The sequence below is a fragment of the Streptomyces sp. Edi2 genome (assembly GCF_040253635.1).
Lineage (GTDB): Bacteria > Actinomycetota > Actinomycetes > Streptomycetales > Streptomycetaceae > Streptomyces.
The window spans coordinates 4,470,610-4,485,604 of record NZ_JBEJGX010000003.1 but is presented as its reverse complement, the minus strand read 5'-3'; the positions used below and the strand labels follow the sequence as shown (position 1 = coordinate 4,485,604).

The window sequence follows — 14,995 nt, the reverse complement described above, 5'->3', positions numbered from 1 at the left end:
GAGTAACCGAACGATCGGTCGGGGCAAGAGGGCTCGGCCGGCCTGTGGAAAAGTCGGTCGGGGAGGAATCAGCTGGCATGACGGCTCTCGCAACCAGCAGCACCGTGGCAGTGGTGGGCACCGGCACCATGGGGCAGGGCATCGCGCAGGTGGCGCTGGTCGCCGGCCATCGCGTACGCCTCTATGACACCGCCCCCGGGCGGGCCGGACAAGCCGCTGAGGCGATCGTGGGACGGCTGGACCGGCTGGTCGAAAAGGGCCGGATCACGGCGGACGAGCGGGATGCCGCCCGCGGGCGCCTCGCCGCCGCCACCGCCCTTCCGGAGCTGGCCGACGCCGCACTGGTCATCGAGGCGATCCTGGAACAACTGCCCGCCAAGCAGGAGCTCTTCGCCGCCCTGGAGGACATCGTGGCGGCCGGCTGCCTGCTGGCCACCAACACCTCCTCGCTGTCCGTGACCGCGGTCGCGGGCCGGCTGCGCCACCCCGGCCGCTGTGTGGGCATGCACTTCTTCAACCCCGCGCCGCTGCTCCCCCTGGTCGAGGTGATCAGCGGCTTCGCCACCGACGAGGCCGCCACCACCACCGCGTACGACACCGCCGCGGCCTGGGGCAAGAAGCCGGTGCGCTGTACGGACACCCCCGGTTTCGTGGTCAACCGCATCGCCCGCCCCTTCTACGCCGAAGCCCTGCGTGCCTACGAGGAGCGAGCCGCCGACCCGGCCACCATCGATGCGGTGCTGCGCGACGGCACCGGCTTCGCGATGGGGCCCTTCGAACTGACCGACCTCATCGGGCAGGACGTGAACGAGGCGGTCACCCACTCCGTGTGGCAGGCCTTCTTCCAGGACCCGAAGTTCACCCCCTCCCTGGCGCAGCGCCGGCTGGTCGAGTCCGGGCTGCACGGCCGCAAGGCGGGCCGGGGATGGTTCGACTACTCCGAGGGTGCCCGCCGGCCCGAACCGCGGACCGCGGAGCCCTGCCCGGCGCCGGCGTCCGTGGGCCTGCACGGGACGCTGCCCGGCCCCGCGGTGGTGCTGCGCGAGCTCATCGAGGAGGCGGGCATCAAGGTCACCCGGGACCGGACACCGGGGGAGCCGGAGGGCTTCCTGCGGCTGCCCGGCGGGGCCTGCCTGGCGCTGACCAACGGCTGTCCGGCCACGTCGAACGCCCACGGGAAGGACATCCGCTTCGACCTCTCCCTGGACTACCGCGCCGCCCCCCGTATTGCCCTGGCGGCCTCGGCGGCGGTCTCCGAGGCGGACCTCGCCGAGGCGGTCGGGCTGTTCCAGGCCCTCGGCAAGCAGGTCAGCGTCATCGAGGACGTACCGGGGATGATCGTCGCCAGGACGATCGCGATGATCATCGATTTCGCCGTGGATGCGGCGGCACGCGGGGTCGCGAGTCCCGAGGACATCGACACGGCCATGCGGCTGGGCGTGAACTACCCCGGCGGCCCCATGGAGTGGGTCGAACGGCTCGGTGCCCGGTGGGTGTGGGATCTGCTGGACTCGATGCACCACCGGCACGCCAGCGGACGCTATGTACCGTCCTGGGCGCTACGGCGCCGTGCGGACCTCGAGGAATAGGTGCTCTAATCATGACCATGGCCAAGCGCGACACCTATACGCCCGATTCGCTGCTCGCGGTCGCCGTCGAGGTGTTCATCGAGCGCGGCTACGACGGCACGTCCATGGAGCACCTTTCCCAAGCGGCAGGCATCTCGAAGTCCTCGATCTACCACCATGTCCGCAGCAAGGAAGAGCTGCTGCGCCGCGCCATAAGCCGCGCCCTGGACGGGCTGTTCGGTGTGCTGGAGGAGCCGGGCGCCCTCCGGGGGCGGGCGATCGAGCGGCTGGAGCATGTCACCCGGCGCGTGGCCGAGGTGCTGATGGACGAACTGCCTTACGTGACGCTGCTGTTGCGGGTGCGCGGAAATACGGAAGCCGAGCGGTGGGCCATGGAGCGCCGCAGAGAGTTCGACCACGAGGTCTCCGACCTGCTCAAGCAGGCCGCCGCCGACGGTGACCTCCGGGACGACGTGGACATCCGGCTGGCCACCCGGCTGCTCTTCGGCATGATCAACTCGATTGTGGAGTGGTACCGGCCGGGGCGGGGCGGCGCGGTGAGCCGTGACGAGGTCGCCGAGGCCGTGGTGCGGACGGCGTTCGCGGGGCTGCGCAAGGCCTGATCTGCGCAAGGCAGGCCTGACCTGCGGAAGTCCTGCTTCTGCGGGGTCCCTGCTCTGCGCAAGCCCTGCGCTGCGGGATCCCTGCTCTGCGCCGGTGCCTGGCGCCCGGGGTGGGTCAGTCTTCCTCGGGCCCCAGGTTGGTCTCCTCGAAGACCAGCAGGGTGCGGGTGCTGAGCACTTCCGGTATCGACTGGATACGGGTGAGGACCAGCTCCCGCAGCTCGCGGTTGTCCTTGGTGTGGACGAGCAGCAGCACATCGAAATCGCCGCTGACCAGCGCGATGTGGGTGGCCCCCGGCAGCGCCGTGAGCTGCTTGCGCACGGTCCGCCAGGAGTTCTGCACGATCTTTAGTGTGATATATGCGGAAGCGCCCTGACCTGCGCGTTCCTGGTCGATGAGGGCGCTGAAGCCGCGGATCACGCCGTCGTCGATCAGCCGGTTGATCCGGGCGTAGGCGTTGGCGCGCGAGACGTGCACCCGCTCGGCCACGGAGCGTATCGAGGCCCTGCCGTCGGTCTGCAGCATGCGCAGGATGGAACGGTCGATGGTGTCCAGCGGGCGTGCGGCCGGGGCTGGCGCCGGTGCCGGGGTCGGTGCCGGGGCGGGTGACGCCGGTGGTGCGGGTGCCGGCGGGCCGGCGGCGGGTGGTGCGGGCGGCTGCCCGTCGGAATTGGCCATCTGTTCGCCCGGCATATGGTCCCGCCTCCCCTTTGTGGACGCCCTGTCTTCATCTCAAGCTGTGGAGAACCGTTTGTCCACAGGCTGAGTGCGCCTGTAGCCAAAATGCATCAACGACCGAACAATCGGTAGGGCAGGGCGTACCCGCCCTGGCCGATTCCATCCTGCCCACCCGCCGTTCGCCCACCACCCACATGAGGCGCATCGCGCCACCCCCTTCGATCCGAGGAGGTGCTCGGCATGACGGTCCTTGAGCAGCCCGGCAGCAGCAGGAAGAAGAGCAGCCTGGCCGGCCCCCCGCCCGCCTGGCGTCCGCGCGTCGATCCCGCGCCCCTCCTGCCCGATGAGGAGCCGTACCGCCTCCTGGGTACGGACGCCGCGGCGCGGCTCGATTCCGGACTGCTGACCCGGCTCTACGTCCAGCTGGTGCGCGGCCGCCGGTACAACGCCCAGGCCACTGCCCTGACCCGGCAGGGACGTCTGGCGGTCTACCCGTCCTCCACGGGGCAGGAGGCCTGCGAGGTCGCCGCGGCGCTGGCGCTCGAAGACCGGGACTGGCTCTTCCCCAGCTACCGCGACACCCTCGCCGCCGTGGCCCGCGGCCTCGACCCCGTACAGGCGCTCACCCTGCTGCGCGGCGACTGGCACAACGGATACGACCCGCACGAACACCGCATCGCCCCCCTGTGCACCCCGCTCGCCACCCAGCTCCCGCATGCCGTGGGCCTGGCGCACGCGGCCCGCCTCAAGGGCGACGAAGTGGTGGCGCTGGCCATGGTGGGTGACGGCGGCACGAGCGAGGGCGACTTCCACGAGGCGCTGAATTTCGCGGCGGTCTGGCAGGCGCCGGTGGTCTTCCTCGTCCAGAACAACGGCTTCGCGATCTCGGTGCCGCTCGCCAAGCAGACCGCCGCGCCGTCCCTGGCCCACAAGGCGGTCGGATACGGCATGCCGGGCCGCCTGGTCGACGGCAATGACGCGCCCGCCATGCACGAGGTGCTCACCGAAGCAGTGCAGCGGGCCCGCAGGGGCGGCGGTCCCACGCTGGTCGAGGCCGTCACCTACCGCATCGAGGCGCACACCAACGCCGACGACGCCACCCGCTACCGCAGCGATACCGAGGTCGAGACCTGGCGGTCGCACGACCCGATAGCCCTTCTGGAGCACGAGCTGACGGCCCGCGATCTGCTCACCGATGAGTTCGTCGCCGCCACCCGGGACGGCGCCGAGCAGCTGGCGGCCGGCCTCCGGGAGCGGATGAACGCCGACCCGGAGCTGGACCCGATGGACCTGTTCACCCACGTTTTCGCCGAGCAGACCGGCCAACTGCGCGCCCAGGCAGCGCTGTTGCGTGCCGAGCTGGACGCCGAGGCCAACGGATACACCGAGGACACCGCGGGCGCCGACGGCTCCGCCGAGGAGGCCAGGCCATGACAACCACCGCCGCGCCGGCTACTGCGCGCAAGCCCGCCACCATGGCGCAGGCACTGACCCGCGCGCTGCGTGACGCCATGGCCGACGACCCGTCCGTCCATGTCATGGGCGAGGACGTCGGCACCCTCGGCGGCGTCTTCCGGGTGACCGACGGCCTCGCCAAGGAGTTCGGCGAGGACCGCTGCACCGACACCGCGCTCGCCGAGGCCGGCATCCTGGGCACCGCCGTCGGCATGGCGATGTACGGGCTGCGACCGGTCGTGGAGATGCAGTTCGACGCCTTCGCCTACCCCGCGTTCGAGCAGCTGATCAGCCATGTCGCCCGGATGCGCAACCGCACCCGCGGCGCGCTGACGATGCCGCTGACCATCCGCATCCCGTACGGCGGCGGCATCGGCGGGGTCGAGCACCACAGCGACTCCTCCGAGGCGTACTACCTCGCTACTCCAGGGCTCCAGGTCGTCACGCCGGCGACCGTCGAGGACGCCTACGGGCTGCTGCGCGCCGCCATCGCCTCCGACGACCCGGTCGTCTTCCTGGAGCCCAAGCGCCTGTACTGGTCCAAGGCCGACTGGTCGCCCGATGCGCCGGCCGAGGTCGCGCCGCTGGGCCGTGCCGCGGTCCGGCGCCGCGGCAGCAGCGCCACCCTGATCACCTACGGTCCCTCGCTGCCCGTCTGCATGGAGGCCGCCGAGGCGGCCGGTGCCGAGGGCTGGGACCTGGAAGTGGTGGATCTGCGCTCGCTGATGCCGTTCGACGACGACACGGTCTGCGCCTCGGTGCGACGCACCGGACGGGCCGTGGTCGTCCATGAGTCCAACGGGTTCGGCGGTCCCGGAGGGGAGATCGCCGCACGGATCACCGAGCGCTGCTTCCACCACCTGGAGGCGCCGGTCCTGCGCGTCGCCGGGTTCGACATCCCCTATCCGCCACCCATGCTGGAGCGGCACCATCTGCCCGGCGTGGACCGGATCCTGGACACCATCGCCCGCCTCCAGTGGGAGTCGGACTGGACCGAGGGACGTGGTGCGTGATGGCCGTGGTCCGCGAATTCACCCTGCCCGACCTGGGGGAAGGCCTCACCGAGGCGACGATCGTGCACTGGATGGTCGAGGTCGGCGAAGTGGTGGCCATCGACCAGCCGGTGGTGGAGGTCGAGACCGCCAAGGCGATGGTGGAGGTGCCGTGCCCGTACGGGGGCGTGGTGACCGCCCGCTTCGGCGCGGAGGGGGAGGAAGTCCCGGTGGGGGCGCCGCTGGTGACGGTCGCGGTGGGGGCCGTGCCCGATGATCTGGCGGGGATGGGCCCTGGGGAGGGGCCGGGTGCCGGTGCGGGTGCGGCGGGCGGTGCGCCTGATACGGGGGCTCCGGCGCCGTCTTCCGCCGGGGCCGCCGCTCCGGCCGAGGAGGGCACGGCGGATGCCGGGTCCGGGAATGTGCTCGTCGGGTACGGCACGAGCGCGGCGGCCGCGCGGCGGCGCCGGATCCGGCCGGGGGGCGGGGCGAGTCCTATGGCGGGCGTGCCGCGGACGCCCGGAGGCGCGACGGACGGCTCGGCCGGAGCCGGAGTGGCCGATGGTGCGGCCGGTGGCTCAGGGGCGGCTGGTGCCGGGGCGGCGGCTGCGGGGGCAGGCGGCGTCACCGGGGCTACCAGGGCCGCCGGGGTCACCGGGATCAACGGCACCACCGGAGAGGGCGGTCCGGCCGGTACGGCTGAGGCGGACAGGGCAGCTGGGGCTGCTGGGGTGGCCGGGGCCGGTGTGGTGGATGCCGACAGTCGTACGGTGGCCGTCATTTCTCCGCTGGTGCGTCGGATGGCGCGGGAGAACGGCCTGGATCTACGGGAGTTGACGGGGTCCGGGCGTGATGGGCTGATTCTCCGTACGGATGTCGAGTGCGCGATCCGGGCGCGGCAGGAGACGGAGCCGTCGGCGATGGCCGGGGCGGTCACCTCGGTGGGTGCCAGGGCGACGAACGGTGCCGCAGGAGTCGTCGGTGCCGGTGCGACAGGCGTGGTGGGGGCCGCGTCCGCCGCCGGAGCCATGACGGTCCTGGGAACCGCGGGAGCCGACGCCGCGGCGGGCGAGGAGCGGATCCCGCTGAGGGGGATGCTCGGTGCGGCTGCCGAGAAGTTCAGCCGCAGCCGTCGGGAGATCCCGGAGGCGACCTGCTGGGTGGACGCCGATGCCACCGAACTCCTCGCCGCCCGCAGGGCGATGAATGCGGCGGGCGCCCCCAAGGTGTCGCTGCTCGCGCTGCTGGCCCGGATCACCACCGCGGCGCTCGCACGATTCCCCGAGCTCAACGCCACCGTCGACACCAAAACCCAGGAGATCGTCCGGCTGCCCGCCGTCCACTTGGGCTTTGCGGCGCAGACCGACCGCGGCCTGGTCGTGCCGGTCGTACGGGACGCTCATGCCCGTACGGTCGAGGGGCTGTCCGCCGAGATCACCCGGCTCACCGAAACCGCCAGGAGCGGCGGGCTCTCCCTGGCCGAGCTGACACATGGCACCTTCACTCTCAACAACTACGGCGTCTTCGGCGTCGACGGCTCCACGCCGATCATCAACCACCCCGAAGCGGCGATGCTCGGCGTCGGCCGGATAGCCGCCAAACCCTGGGTGCACGAAGGCGAGCTGGCCGTCCGGCAGGTCGTCCAGCTCTCCCTCACCTTCGACCACCGGGTGTGCGACGGCGGCACCGCCGGAGGCTTCCTGCGCCATGTGGCGGACTGCGTGGAACAGCCCGCGCTGTTGCTACGGAGGCTGTGAGCTCGGTGTGGTCGGTGAGCTCGGTGTGGCCACCTGACTGTGGTCGGTGAGCTCGGTGTGGTGGTGACCCTGGTTCGGTCGGTGACCTCCGGGGGCGGCCGTCGCGGACGCTGTGGCAGAGCTGACATCTGCCACAGAGCCGGCACCGGTGTGATCCGCTCGCCCCCGGCGATACTCAAGGGGTGAACGCCCCTACCGACTACGACACCATCGTGCTGGCCGGAGGCGCGGCCCGACGGCTCGGCGGGGCGGACAAACCCGCCCTGTCCGTCGGCGCTCGCCCCCTCCTGGACCGGGTGCTCGCCGCCTGCCCCGATGCCGCGATCACCGTCGTCGTCGGCCCGCACCGCCCGACCGCCCGCGCCGTCGTCCGGGCCCTCGAGGACCCGCCGGGCGGCGGTCCGCTCGCCGCGCTGGACGCCGGTCTGCGGCACACCACCGCCCCGACGGTGCTCGTCCTCTCCGCCGATCTCCCGTTCCTGACCGCCGCGACCGTGCAGGGGCTGTTGGCAGCGGCGACGGGAACGCCCGGTGCCGCTCGGGCGGGCAGCGGTGCCGTAGGGCCGGGCAGCAGCGCCGCCGTGTCGGACAGTGGCGACGCCGGGCCGGACAGCAGTGCCGCCGTACTGGACAACGGCGACGCCGTGCCGGACAGCGGAACCGTAGGGCAGGGCAGCGGTGCCCCGTCCTACGGCGACGGGGCGATGCTCCAGGACGCCTCGGGACGGGACCAGCCGCTGGTGGCCGCGTACCGGGCCGCGTCGCTGCGCCGTGAGCTGGCGCGGGTACGGGCCGGACACGGCACTCTGGCCGGGCTGCCGCTGCGTGCCCTGGTGAACGGGTTGCGGCTCGAACGGGTCCCGGACGCCACGGCCGCGGCGTCCTTCGACTGCGACACCTGGGAAGACCTGAGCGCGGCACGCGCCCGTATCAGGGAGCATGGAAACGTGTTGGACGAATGGATCACCGCAGTCAAGGCCGAACTGGGCATCGAGCTCGATGTCGACACGGCGGCGCTTCTCGATCTCGCGCGGGACGCGGCGCACGGTGTGGCCCGGCCGGCCGCACCGCTGACGACCTTCCTGATCGGTTACGCGGCGGGTCAACAGGGCCGGGACGTGCAGGAGCTGACCGAACGGGCCACCGCGTTGGCCAACCGCTGGGCGGCGGAGGCCGAGGAGTCCGCTGGTTCGGCTGAGGCCGGCGGCGGCACGGGTGCCGAAACGAAGCCCGCGGAATGACCGACAGGGAGTTCGGCAAGGCCTTCGACGCGGACTTCGAGGGCGATTTCGGCTGGGGTTTCGGCGGCGAGCCCGGCGGCACGGTGGGCAGGGGACGGGGCGCGGCGGCGGACGAGGGGCGTGGCGACCCGTTCGAAGAGGCGCTTGCGCTGGCCAACGCGACGGTGCCGCTGCGCGTACCGCCCGGTGCCGAGGGCGGCGGGGCCGGGGCCACGACCGGCAGGGCGCCGTATGCCCCCCGCGAGGCCGCGGCAGCCAACTCCTCGGCTACCGGGGGCAGCAACGACATCCCCTACACACCGGACGATCCTTTCTCCCTCGACGACCCCATGGCCGCCGGGAACGGCGCCTCACGCTCCGCCGGGCGCTCCCGCTCCTCTGGCAGCGCCTCCCGCGCCTCGGAGCCCTCCCTTGCCTCGGAGCCCTCCCGCGCCTCAGGGCGCTCCCGCTCCTCCAAGCCCTCCTGCGCCCCTGGCCCCTCTCGCACCTCTGACCCCATCGGACCCAACGGCCTCGAAAACCCCGTAGACCCCGTAGACCCCGCAGCCCCCGTGGATCCCCCGCCTCCCGCCGGCCACCGCTCCCGTCCCGCTCCGGTCGCCGTCCCATGGGACACCGCCCGGCACATCGCCGAGCGCGCCGCGGCCGGTCCACCCGAGCCCGCGACCTCGGCGCTCGGCGACGCGCTCGGCCGTACGCTCGCCGCGCCCCTCACCGCGCTCACCGATCTGCCGTCGTTCGACACCTCGGCGATGGACGGCTGGGCGGTGTCCGGCCCCGGCCCCTGGCGTCTCGACCACCCCGCCGGCGCATCCGAGGCCGGTCCCCCTCCCGGCATCCTCGCAGGCCAGGCACCCACTCAGGCGCTCCGCGACGGACATGCGATCCCGATCGCCACCGGTGCGCGCGTGCCGTCCGGTGCCACCGCCGTGCTGCGCAGCGAGCACGGCGAGGTCCGTGAGCTGAGTGACGGCGGTCGGCGGCTGTACGCACCGCGGCCCGCGCCACCCGGTCAGGACATCCGTCCGCGGGGTCAGGAGTGCCGCCGAGGCGACCAACTGCTGCCCGCCGGTGCCCTGGTGACCCCTGCCGTGCTCGGTCTGGCCGCCGCGGCCGGTTACGACGAGCTGACCGCGTACCGCCGGCCGCGCGCCGAAGTCCTCGTGCTGGGCGATGAGTTGCTGGACCACGGACTGCCGCAGGAAGGACGGATCCGGGATGCGCTCGGCCCGATGCTCGCGCCGTGGCTGCATGCCCTGGGCGTCGAAGCGGCCGCGCCACGCCATCTCGCCGATGACGCCGACGCCCTGTACGCCGCCATTGCGGAGTCCACCGCCGACGTGGTGATCACCACCGGCGGCACCGCATCGGGCCCCCGCGACCATGTGCACCCCACCCTGCGCCGGCTGGGCGCCGAGGTGCTGGTCGACGGCGTCGCGGTACGCCCCGGGCACCCCATGCTGCTCGCCCGCCTCGCCCCGCACCGGCATCTCGTCGGCCTGCCTGGCAATCCCCTCGCCGCCGTCTCCGGACTGGTCACGCTCGCCGAACCGCTGCTCCGTACGCTCGCCGCCCGCCTTCCTGCCGCGCCGTACCAGACGCCGCTGGCCGCCCCGGTCCACGGGCATCCGCGGGACACCCGGCTCGTTCCGGTGGCCTACCGCGAGGACGAACGGCAGGGCCTGATGGCGGTGCCGCTGCACTTCCACGGCCCTGCCATGCTGCGGGGAATCGCCGCCGCAGATGCACTGGCCGTCGTCCCGCCCGGTGGCGCGGAGCGCGGCACCGAGCTCGAACTCCTGGAACTTCCCTGGTCGGCCGGGTCGTCCGCGGGCTGGTCCCCGGGCTCATCGACGGGCTGGACCGCCCTGGGGGACGGGTAGGGAACGGGCACCGGGCCGACCGCTGGTTCCGCCGGCCGTCACGTCGCTCGCCGTCCGTTGGGCCCTGCCGTCTGTTCCGCTCTGCCGTCACGTCGCTGGCCGTGGGGCGGGCCCGGCCATCCGCGGAGCCCGGCCACCCGGCGTGCCCGGCCTCCCCGCTCGGCCTGGCGGCCCCGTTCCCCTCCGCCCCCTTCACACACCCCCTGCCGCGCGCCCTCTGCCACGCACACCCCCTGCCGCGCGCCCTCTACCGCGCACCCGTGCCGCGCATACGTCAGCTGCTCGGCACCGCCTGCCGGATGGTGATCACGCGATCCGTGAGTTCGAGTGTCGCGGCCTGCGGATCGCTGAAGCTCAGCACCCGGTGTCCCCGTACGACCGCCACCACCAGGTCACCGAGCTCCCGGGGCGAGCGGCCCGCCTCGCTCTTGGTCACCGGTCGCTCGTCGAGGTCCAGCCCGCTCCCGTAGGTCAGCAGATCCTCCAGGACCGTGCCGACGTACGGGCTGGCCATGGACATACCGAGCAGCCGCCCCGCCGCGCTGGAACTCGTGATGACCATGTCGGCGCCGCTCTGCTTCAGCAGCGGTACGTTCTCGTCCTCCCGGACCGCCACCACGATCGAGGCGTGCGTGTTGAGCTGCCGTGCCGTCAGCGTCACGAGGGCCGCGGTGTCGTCGCGCTGGGTGGCCACGACCACGCGCGCGGCGCGCTGCAACTCGGCTCTGGTCAGCGTGTCGGAGCGGGTCGCGTCCCCGTGAACGCTCACGAAGCCGTCACTGCTGGCGGCGTCCACGACGGTCTTCTGCGGGTCGACGACGACGATCTGCTCTTTCGGGACGCCCTGACCGATCAGCGTCTCGATGGTGTGGCGGCCCTTTGTCCCGTACCCGATGACGACGACGTGATCTCGCATGCGGGACCTCCAACGGTGAATGCGTACCTGGTGCCGGGTGCGCGCGGTGAGGACTTCGAGCGTGGTGCCGACCAAGATGATCAGGAACAGCACGCGGAGCGGGGTGATGACCAGGATGTTGGTCAGCCGTGCGCCATCGCTGACCGGGGTGATGTCGCCGTAACCGGTGGTCGAGAGGGTGACCGTCGCGTAGTAGGCCGCGCCGAGGAAATCGACGTTCTGGTGGGCGCTGTCGCGGTATCCGTCGCGGTCGAGCCATACGAGCAGCGTCGTGAGGGCCAGTACGCCGAGCGCCATCACCAGCCGCCGCAGGACCTGTTGAAGGGGCGGCGCCATGCCTTGGGCGGGCATCACGATGGAGCGGCCGGCCTCGGTGTCGTCCTTGGCCTCGGTCCGGGTGCGGGACCAGAGGGAGCGGAGGACGGAGGAACTGCCGGTCCCGCGGCGCGGTTGCTGCTCGTCGCTCATCCGGCCGGCGCTCCCGGAGCGGTCTGGGCTGAGACGGTCTGCGAAGGAGACATGCCTCCCATGCTCCTCGATCCGGGCACCCTGCGTGCCTGGCCGCGGCGGGAGTCGGCAACCGGCGGCAGAACTCCGCCGCACCGGCGAAGGCGCGAGTTGTGGTGAGCTGTGGTGGTGATCACGGAGCGTTGATATCGCCGGCAGCGGGGCGGGTGTGGGGTGATGCCGGGGCGCTCACCCGGTGGAGTGGCAAGTCGTACCGGGAGAAGGCAGCCGGGGCCCAAGCGCGGCTCACCACGGCCCGGCACCCCGCGCGGCACAGGGCCCGGCATCGCCCCCCCCGAGCACGCCCAGCACCACCGCCCCACCCAAGCCCCCGCCGCCCCCGCCCAGGCGCTGCCCCGGTGCCCCGGACGGCGGAATAACCGCACGTCATCCGGGCGCCGGTGGCCGACCCGGCGGTAGTCGTGGGCCCCCGCACCGTCGCCCTGTGCGCGGACGGCGAGTAGCCTCGCGCCCATGCGAGCGATCACTATCCCGGAGCCCGGTGGACCCGAAGCACTCGTCTGGGCGGAGGTGCCCGATCCGCAGCCCGCGGAGGGCGAGGTCCTGATCGAGGTCGTGGCCAGTGCCGTGAACCGCGCCGACCTGCTCCAGCGCCAGGGCTTCTACGACCCGCCGCCGGGATCCTCCCCGTATCCGGGGCTGGAGTGTGCCGGGCGGATCATCGGGCTCGGTCCGGGCGTGCACGGCTGGGCCGTCGGCGACGAGGTGTGCGCGCTGCTGGCGGGCGGCGGATACGCGGAGAAGGTCGCCGTCCCGGGCGGGCAGCTGCTGCCCGTGCCGAACGGCCTGGATCTGGTCTCGGCCGCCGCGCTGCCCGAGGTGACCTGCACGGTCTGGTCGAACGTCTTCATGATCGCGCATCTGCGGCCCGGTGAGACGCTGCTGGTCCACGGTGGCGCGAGCGGCATCGGCACCATGGCGATCCAGCTCGCCAAGGCGGTCGGCGCGCGGGTCGCGGTCACCGCCGGCGGCCCCGAGAAGCTGGCCCGCTGCGCCGAGTTGGGCGCGGACATCCTCATCGACTACCGCGAGCAGGACTTCGTCCAGGAGATCCGCAAGGCCACCGATGGCACGGGCGCGGACGTCATCCTCGACATCATCGGTGCGAAATATCTGCAGCGGAACATCAAGGCGCTGGCGGTCAGCGGACGGCTGGCAGTCATCGGGCTGCAGGGCGGGGTGAAGGCGGAGCTGAACCTCGCTGCTCTGATGGCGAAGCGCGCCGCGATCACCGGCGCCGGGCTGCGTGCCCGCCCGCTGAACGAGAAGGCGGCCATTGTCGCTGCCGTCCGGGAGCATGTCTGGCCGCTGATCGGTAACGGGCAGGTGCGGCCGATCGTGGACCGTGCGCTCCCGATGCCCGAGGCCGCCGAGGCGCACCGCATCGTGGAGGAGAGTGCGCACGTCGGCAAGGTCGTGCTGACGCTCTGAGCCGATCCGGCCACCCCCTCCCGTCACCCTCGCTGCCTGGGCCTGCCCCTTCTGCGTCCGTCAGGTAACCCGCCTGATATGTCCGAGATGCCGTGAATCTCATCACATGTGACTCTGAGGAGGTCACCCGACGGCTCGGCACGGGAGGGGCATGTGGTCGCTCCAGGTTTCCGTTCGCGCATTGCCACCGGTCTGCTGGTGGCCGCCGTCGTCCTGCCCGTTCCGATAGGAGCCACCTCGGCGGCGGCTGCGGACCGCCGGGTCACACCGGTCGACCACCCCCCGCACCTCGCCCGCCCGGGCGATCAGCCCGACGACTATGCGCAGGACGAAACCGGAGCCGACGACTACGGGCCCGACGACTACGAGCCCGACTACTTCGCTGCCGACCGTCGTCCGTTCGACGGCCGCCGTGACGGAGCTGGCCGGGGCCACCATGGTCACCCCGGCCGTCCCGGGGCGCCTGCGCGCCTCCCGGAGCTGTCGCCTCGCTTCCCCGGGATGCCGGACGCCTTCCCGCGCTTCCCCCACCGGCCGTCGCACCGCCACTTCGGCGGGCCGCGCGAGCCCGGACGGTGGCACCACCGCCCGCATCACCCGTTCAGCCCTGCCTTCATCGGGCCGGACGGTCCGTCGTACCCCTTCCCAGGACCTGACTACGACGGTGCGGGCTTCCGGGGGGCGGGTCATCACGGGCCGACCGCCGGCGCGAACGCTCCGGACGCCGACCGCGCACACCGCCGGCCCGCTCCGCGCACCCCGGTGCCGAAGCACCCCAAGGCCGCGGCATCCGACTCCCATGCGGCAAAGAGCACCCCGGTACGGCCGTCGCCCTCGCGTCGCTTCGATGTCGCCGACCGGCTCATTCAGCGCCCCTACGAGGCATTGCCGCCGCTCCCGTCCCCTACCGCCCCGGAGGAGGCGCGCTCGGTACCGGAACGCGCGCAGGATGAAGCGGCCGCAACGGCGAACCCTTACGCCTTGGAATCCCCGGACGCACCGGTCGAGCGGGTCCTTCCGCTGGGCGCCGGCCTCGCGCTCACGGGCCTGGGTCTGGCCTTCTTCGCCCTTCGTCTGCGCCGGAGCTGATGCCGGCCGCTCGGTTGGCGGTCCTGTCCGTGGCTTTGCCGGTGGTTTCACGTGAAACGGTGGGAATCCGTTGTTTCACGTGAAACAACGGCAGCCGAGCCCGCCCGGAAGGGTGGATCACCTTCTCTCAGGGGCACCACCCTTCATGACCCCTTGTGCGAGAGAATGGCGGCATGGATATGCCGATGAATGAACGGTCGCAGGAAAATCCGCACGTCCTGGTCGTCGGCCCGGACGGCATGGCACTTGGCAGCTCCGGTGGCGGGGGCGAAGGTGACGAGCCCCGTGAGACCCCTGTGACGGACATGGTTGAACAGCCTGCGAAGGTCATGCGCATCGGCAGCATGATCAAGCAGTTGCTGGAGGAGGTGAAGTCCGCGCCTCTGGACGAGGCGAGCCGGGTCCGGCTCAAGGAGATCCACGCCAGCTCGGTCAAGGAGCTGGAGGACGGGCTGGCGCCCGAGCTGGTCGAGGAGCTGGAGCGGCTGTCGCTGCCGTTCACCGATGAATCGGTGCCGACGGATGCGGAGCTGCGGATCGCCCAGGCTCAGCTGGTGGGCTGGCTGGAGGGTCTTTTCCACGGTATTCAGACCGCACTGTTCGCCCAGCAGATGGCTGCCCGCGCCCAGCTGGAGTCGATGCGTCGTGCACTGCCGCCCGGTGCCGTTCCGATGGACGGCGAGGAGGGCAAGCCCGGCCAGGGCGGTGCCCGCTCGGGCCCGTACCTCTGACTCGGGCCGTACTTCTGATCCCCTGCCCGACTGCTCATCACTCGGGCTGTACTTCTCACGCTGTCCCAGGACCGCCACGCCGGAGCCGGTGCACCACGCGCG

12 protein-coding genes are annotated in these 14,995 nt (G+C 72.3%); 10 read left to right on the top strand and 2 right to left on the bottom strand.

The genetic code is table 11. From position 1 onward, the window contains the following. Positions 1–77: 77 nt before the first annotated feature. The gene (locus tag ABR737_RS23125) at positions 78–1,589 is read left to right on the top strand and encodes a 3-hydroxyacyl-CoA dehydrogenase (RefSeq protein ID WP_350252016.1); all 1,512 of its coding nucleotides are present in this window, start codon (positions 78–80) and stop codon (positions 1,587–1,589) included. An 11-nt stretch (positions 1,590–1,600) separates the two neighbouring features. Then, positions 1,601–2,191 (top strand): TetR/AcrR family transcriptional regulator, encoded by a 591-nt coding sequence (locus ABR737_RS23120; RefSeq protein ID WP_350252015.1) that lies wholly within the window; start codon positions 1,601–1,603, stop codon positions 2,189–2,191. 115 nt (positions 2,192–2,306) lie between these two features. On the opposite strand, the gene ABR737_RS23115 is transcribed toward ABR737_RS23120, so the two are convergent. Next, positions 2,307–2,885 (bottom strand): Lrp/AsnC family transcriptional regulator, encoded by a 579-nt coding sequence (locus ABR737_RS23115; protein ID WP_350252014.1) that lies wholly within the window; start codon positions 2,883–2,885, stop codon positions 2,307–2,309. 225 nt (positions 2,886–3,110) lie between these two features. Between ABR737_RS23115 and pdhA the strand changes: the two genes are divergently transcribed. The 5 genes from pdhA (at position 3,111) to ABR737_RS23090 (ending at position 10,198) form a co-directional block, all read left to right on the top strand. Beyond that, positions 3,111–4,304 carry a pyruvate dehydrogenase (acetyl-transferring) E1 component subunit alpha gene (gene pdhA, locus ABR737_RS23110; RefSeq protein WP_350252013.1) on the top strand — a complete coding sequence of 398 codons (1,194 nt, stop codon included), beginning with the start codon at positions 3,111–3,113 and terminating at the stop codon, positions 4,302–4,304. Then, entirely contained in the window at positions 4,301–5,338 is a 1,038-nt protein-coding gene (locus ABR737_RS23105; RefSeq protein ID WP_350252012.1) for an alpha-ketoacid dehydrogenase subunit beta, read from the top strand. The genes pdhA and ABR737_RS23105 overlap by 4 nt, the downstream gene beginning before the upstream one ends. After that, a complete protein-coding gene (locus ABR737_RS23100) occupies positions 5,338–7,074 on the top strand; it encodes a dihydrolipoamide acetyltransferase family protein (RefSeq protein ID WP_350252011.1) in 1,737 nt (578 codons plus the stop codon). Before ABR737_RS23105 ends, ABR737_RS23100 begins: the two co-directional genes overlap by 1 nt. Before the next feature lie 182 nt (positions 7,075–7,256). Next, entirely contained in the window at positions 7,257–8,315 is a 1,059-nt protein-coding gene (locus tag ABR737_RS23095) for a DUF6457 domain-containing protein (protein ID WP_350252010.1), read from the top strand. Beyond that, positions 8,312–10,198, top strand: a complete 1,887-nt coding sequence (locus ABR737_RS23090) for a molybdopterin molybdotransferase MoeA (RefSeq protein ID WP_502964356.1) — start codon at positions 8,312–8,314, stop codon at positions 10,196–10,198. Before ABR737_RS23095 ends, ABR737_RS23090 begins: the two co-directional genes overlap by 4 nt. Before the next feature lie 274 nt (positions 10,199–10,472). Here ABR737_RS23090 and ABR737_RS23085 read toward each other — a convergent pair whose 3' ends face one another. Next, the gene (locus ABR737_RS23085; protein ID WP_350252009.1) at positions 10,473–11,582 is read right to left on the bottom strand and encodes a potassium channel family protein; all 1,110 of its coding nucleotides are present in this window, start codon (positions 11,580–11,582) and stop codon (positions 10,473–10,475) included. A gap of 513 nt (positions 11,583–12,095) precedes the next feature. Between ABR737_RS23085 and ABR737_RS23080 the strand changes: the two genes are divergently transcribed. The 3 genes from ABR737_RS23080 to ABR737_RS23070 all read left to right on the top strand — a co-directional run bounded on the left by ABR737_RS23080 (position 12,096) and on the right by ABR737_RS23070 (position 14,893). Further along, complete coding sequence (locus ABR737_RS23080) at positions 12,096–13,073, top strand: NAD(P)H-quinone oxidoreductase (protein WP_350252008.1); 978 nt, start codon at positions 12,096–12,098, stop codon at positions 13,071–13,073. A gap of 153 nt (positions 13,074–13,226) precedes the next feature. Further along, positions 13,227–14,162 (top strand): hypothetical protein, encoded by a 936-nt coding sequence (locus tag ABR737_RS23075; RefSeq protein WP_350252007.1) that lies wholly within the window; start codon positions 13,227–13,229, stop codon positions 14,160–14,162. 173 nt (positions 14,163–14,335) lie between these two features. Continuing rightward, positions 14,336–14,893: a bacterial proteasome activator family protein gene (locus ABR737_RS23070; protein WP_328385773.1), complete on the top strand. Its 558-nt coding sequence runs from the start codon at positions 14,336–14,338 to the stop codon at positions 14,891–14,893. Positions 14,894–14,995 lie beyond the last annotated feature (102 nt).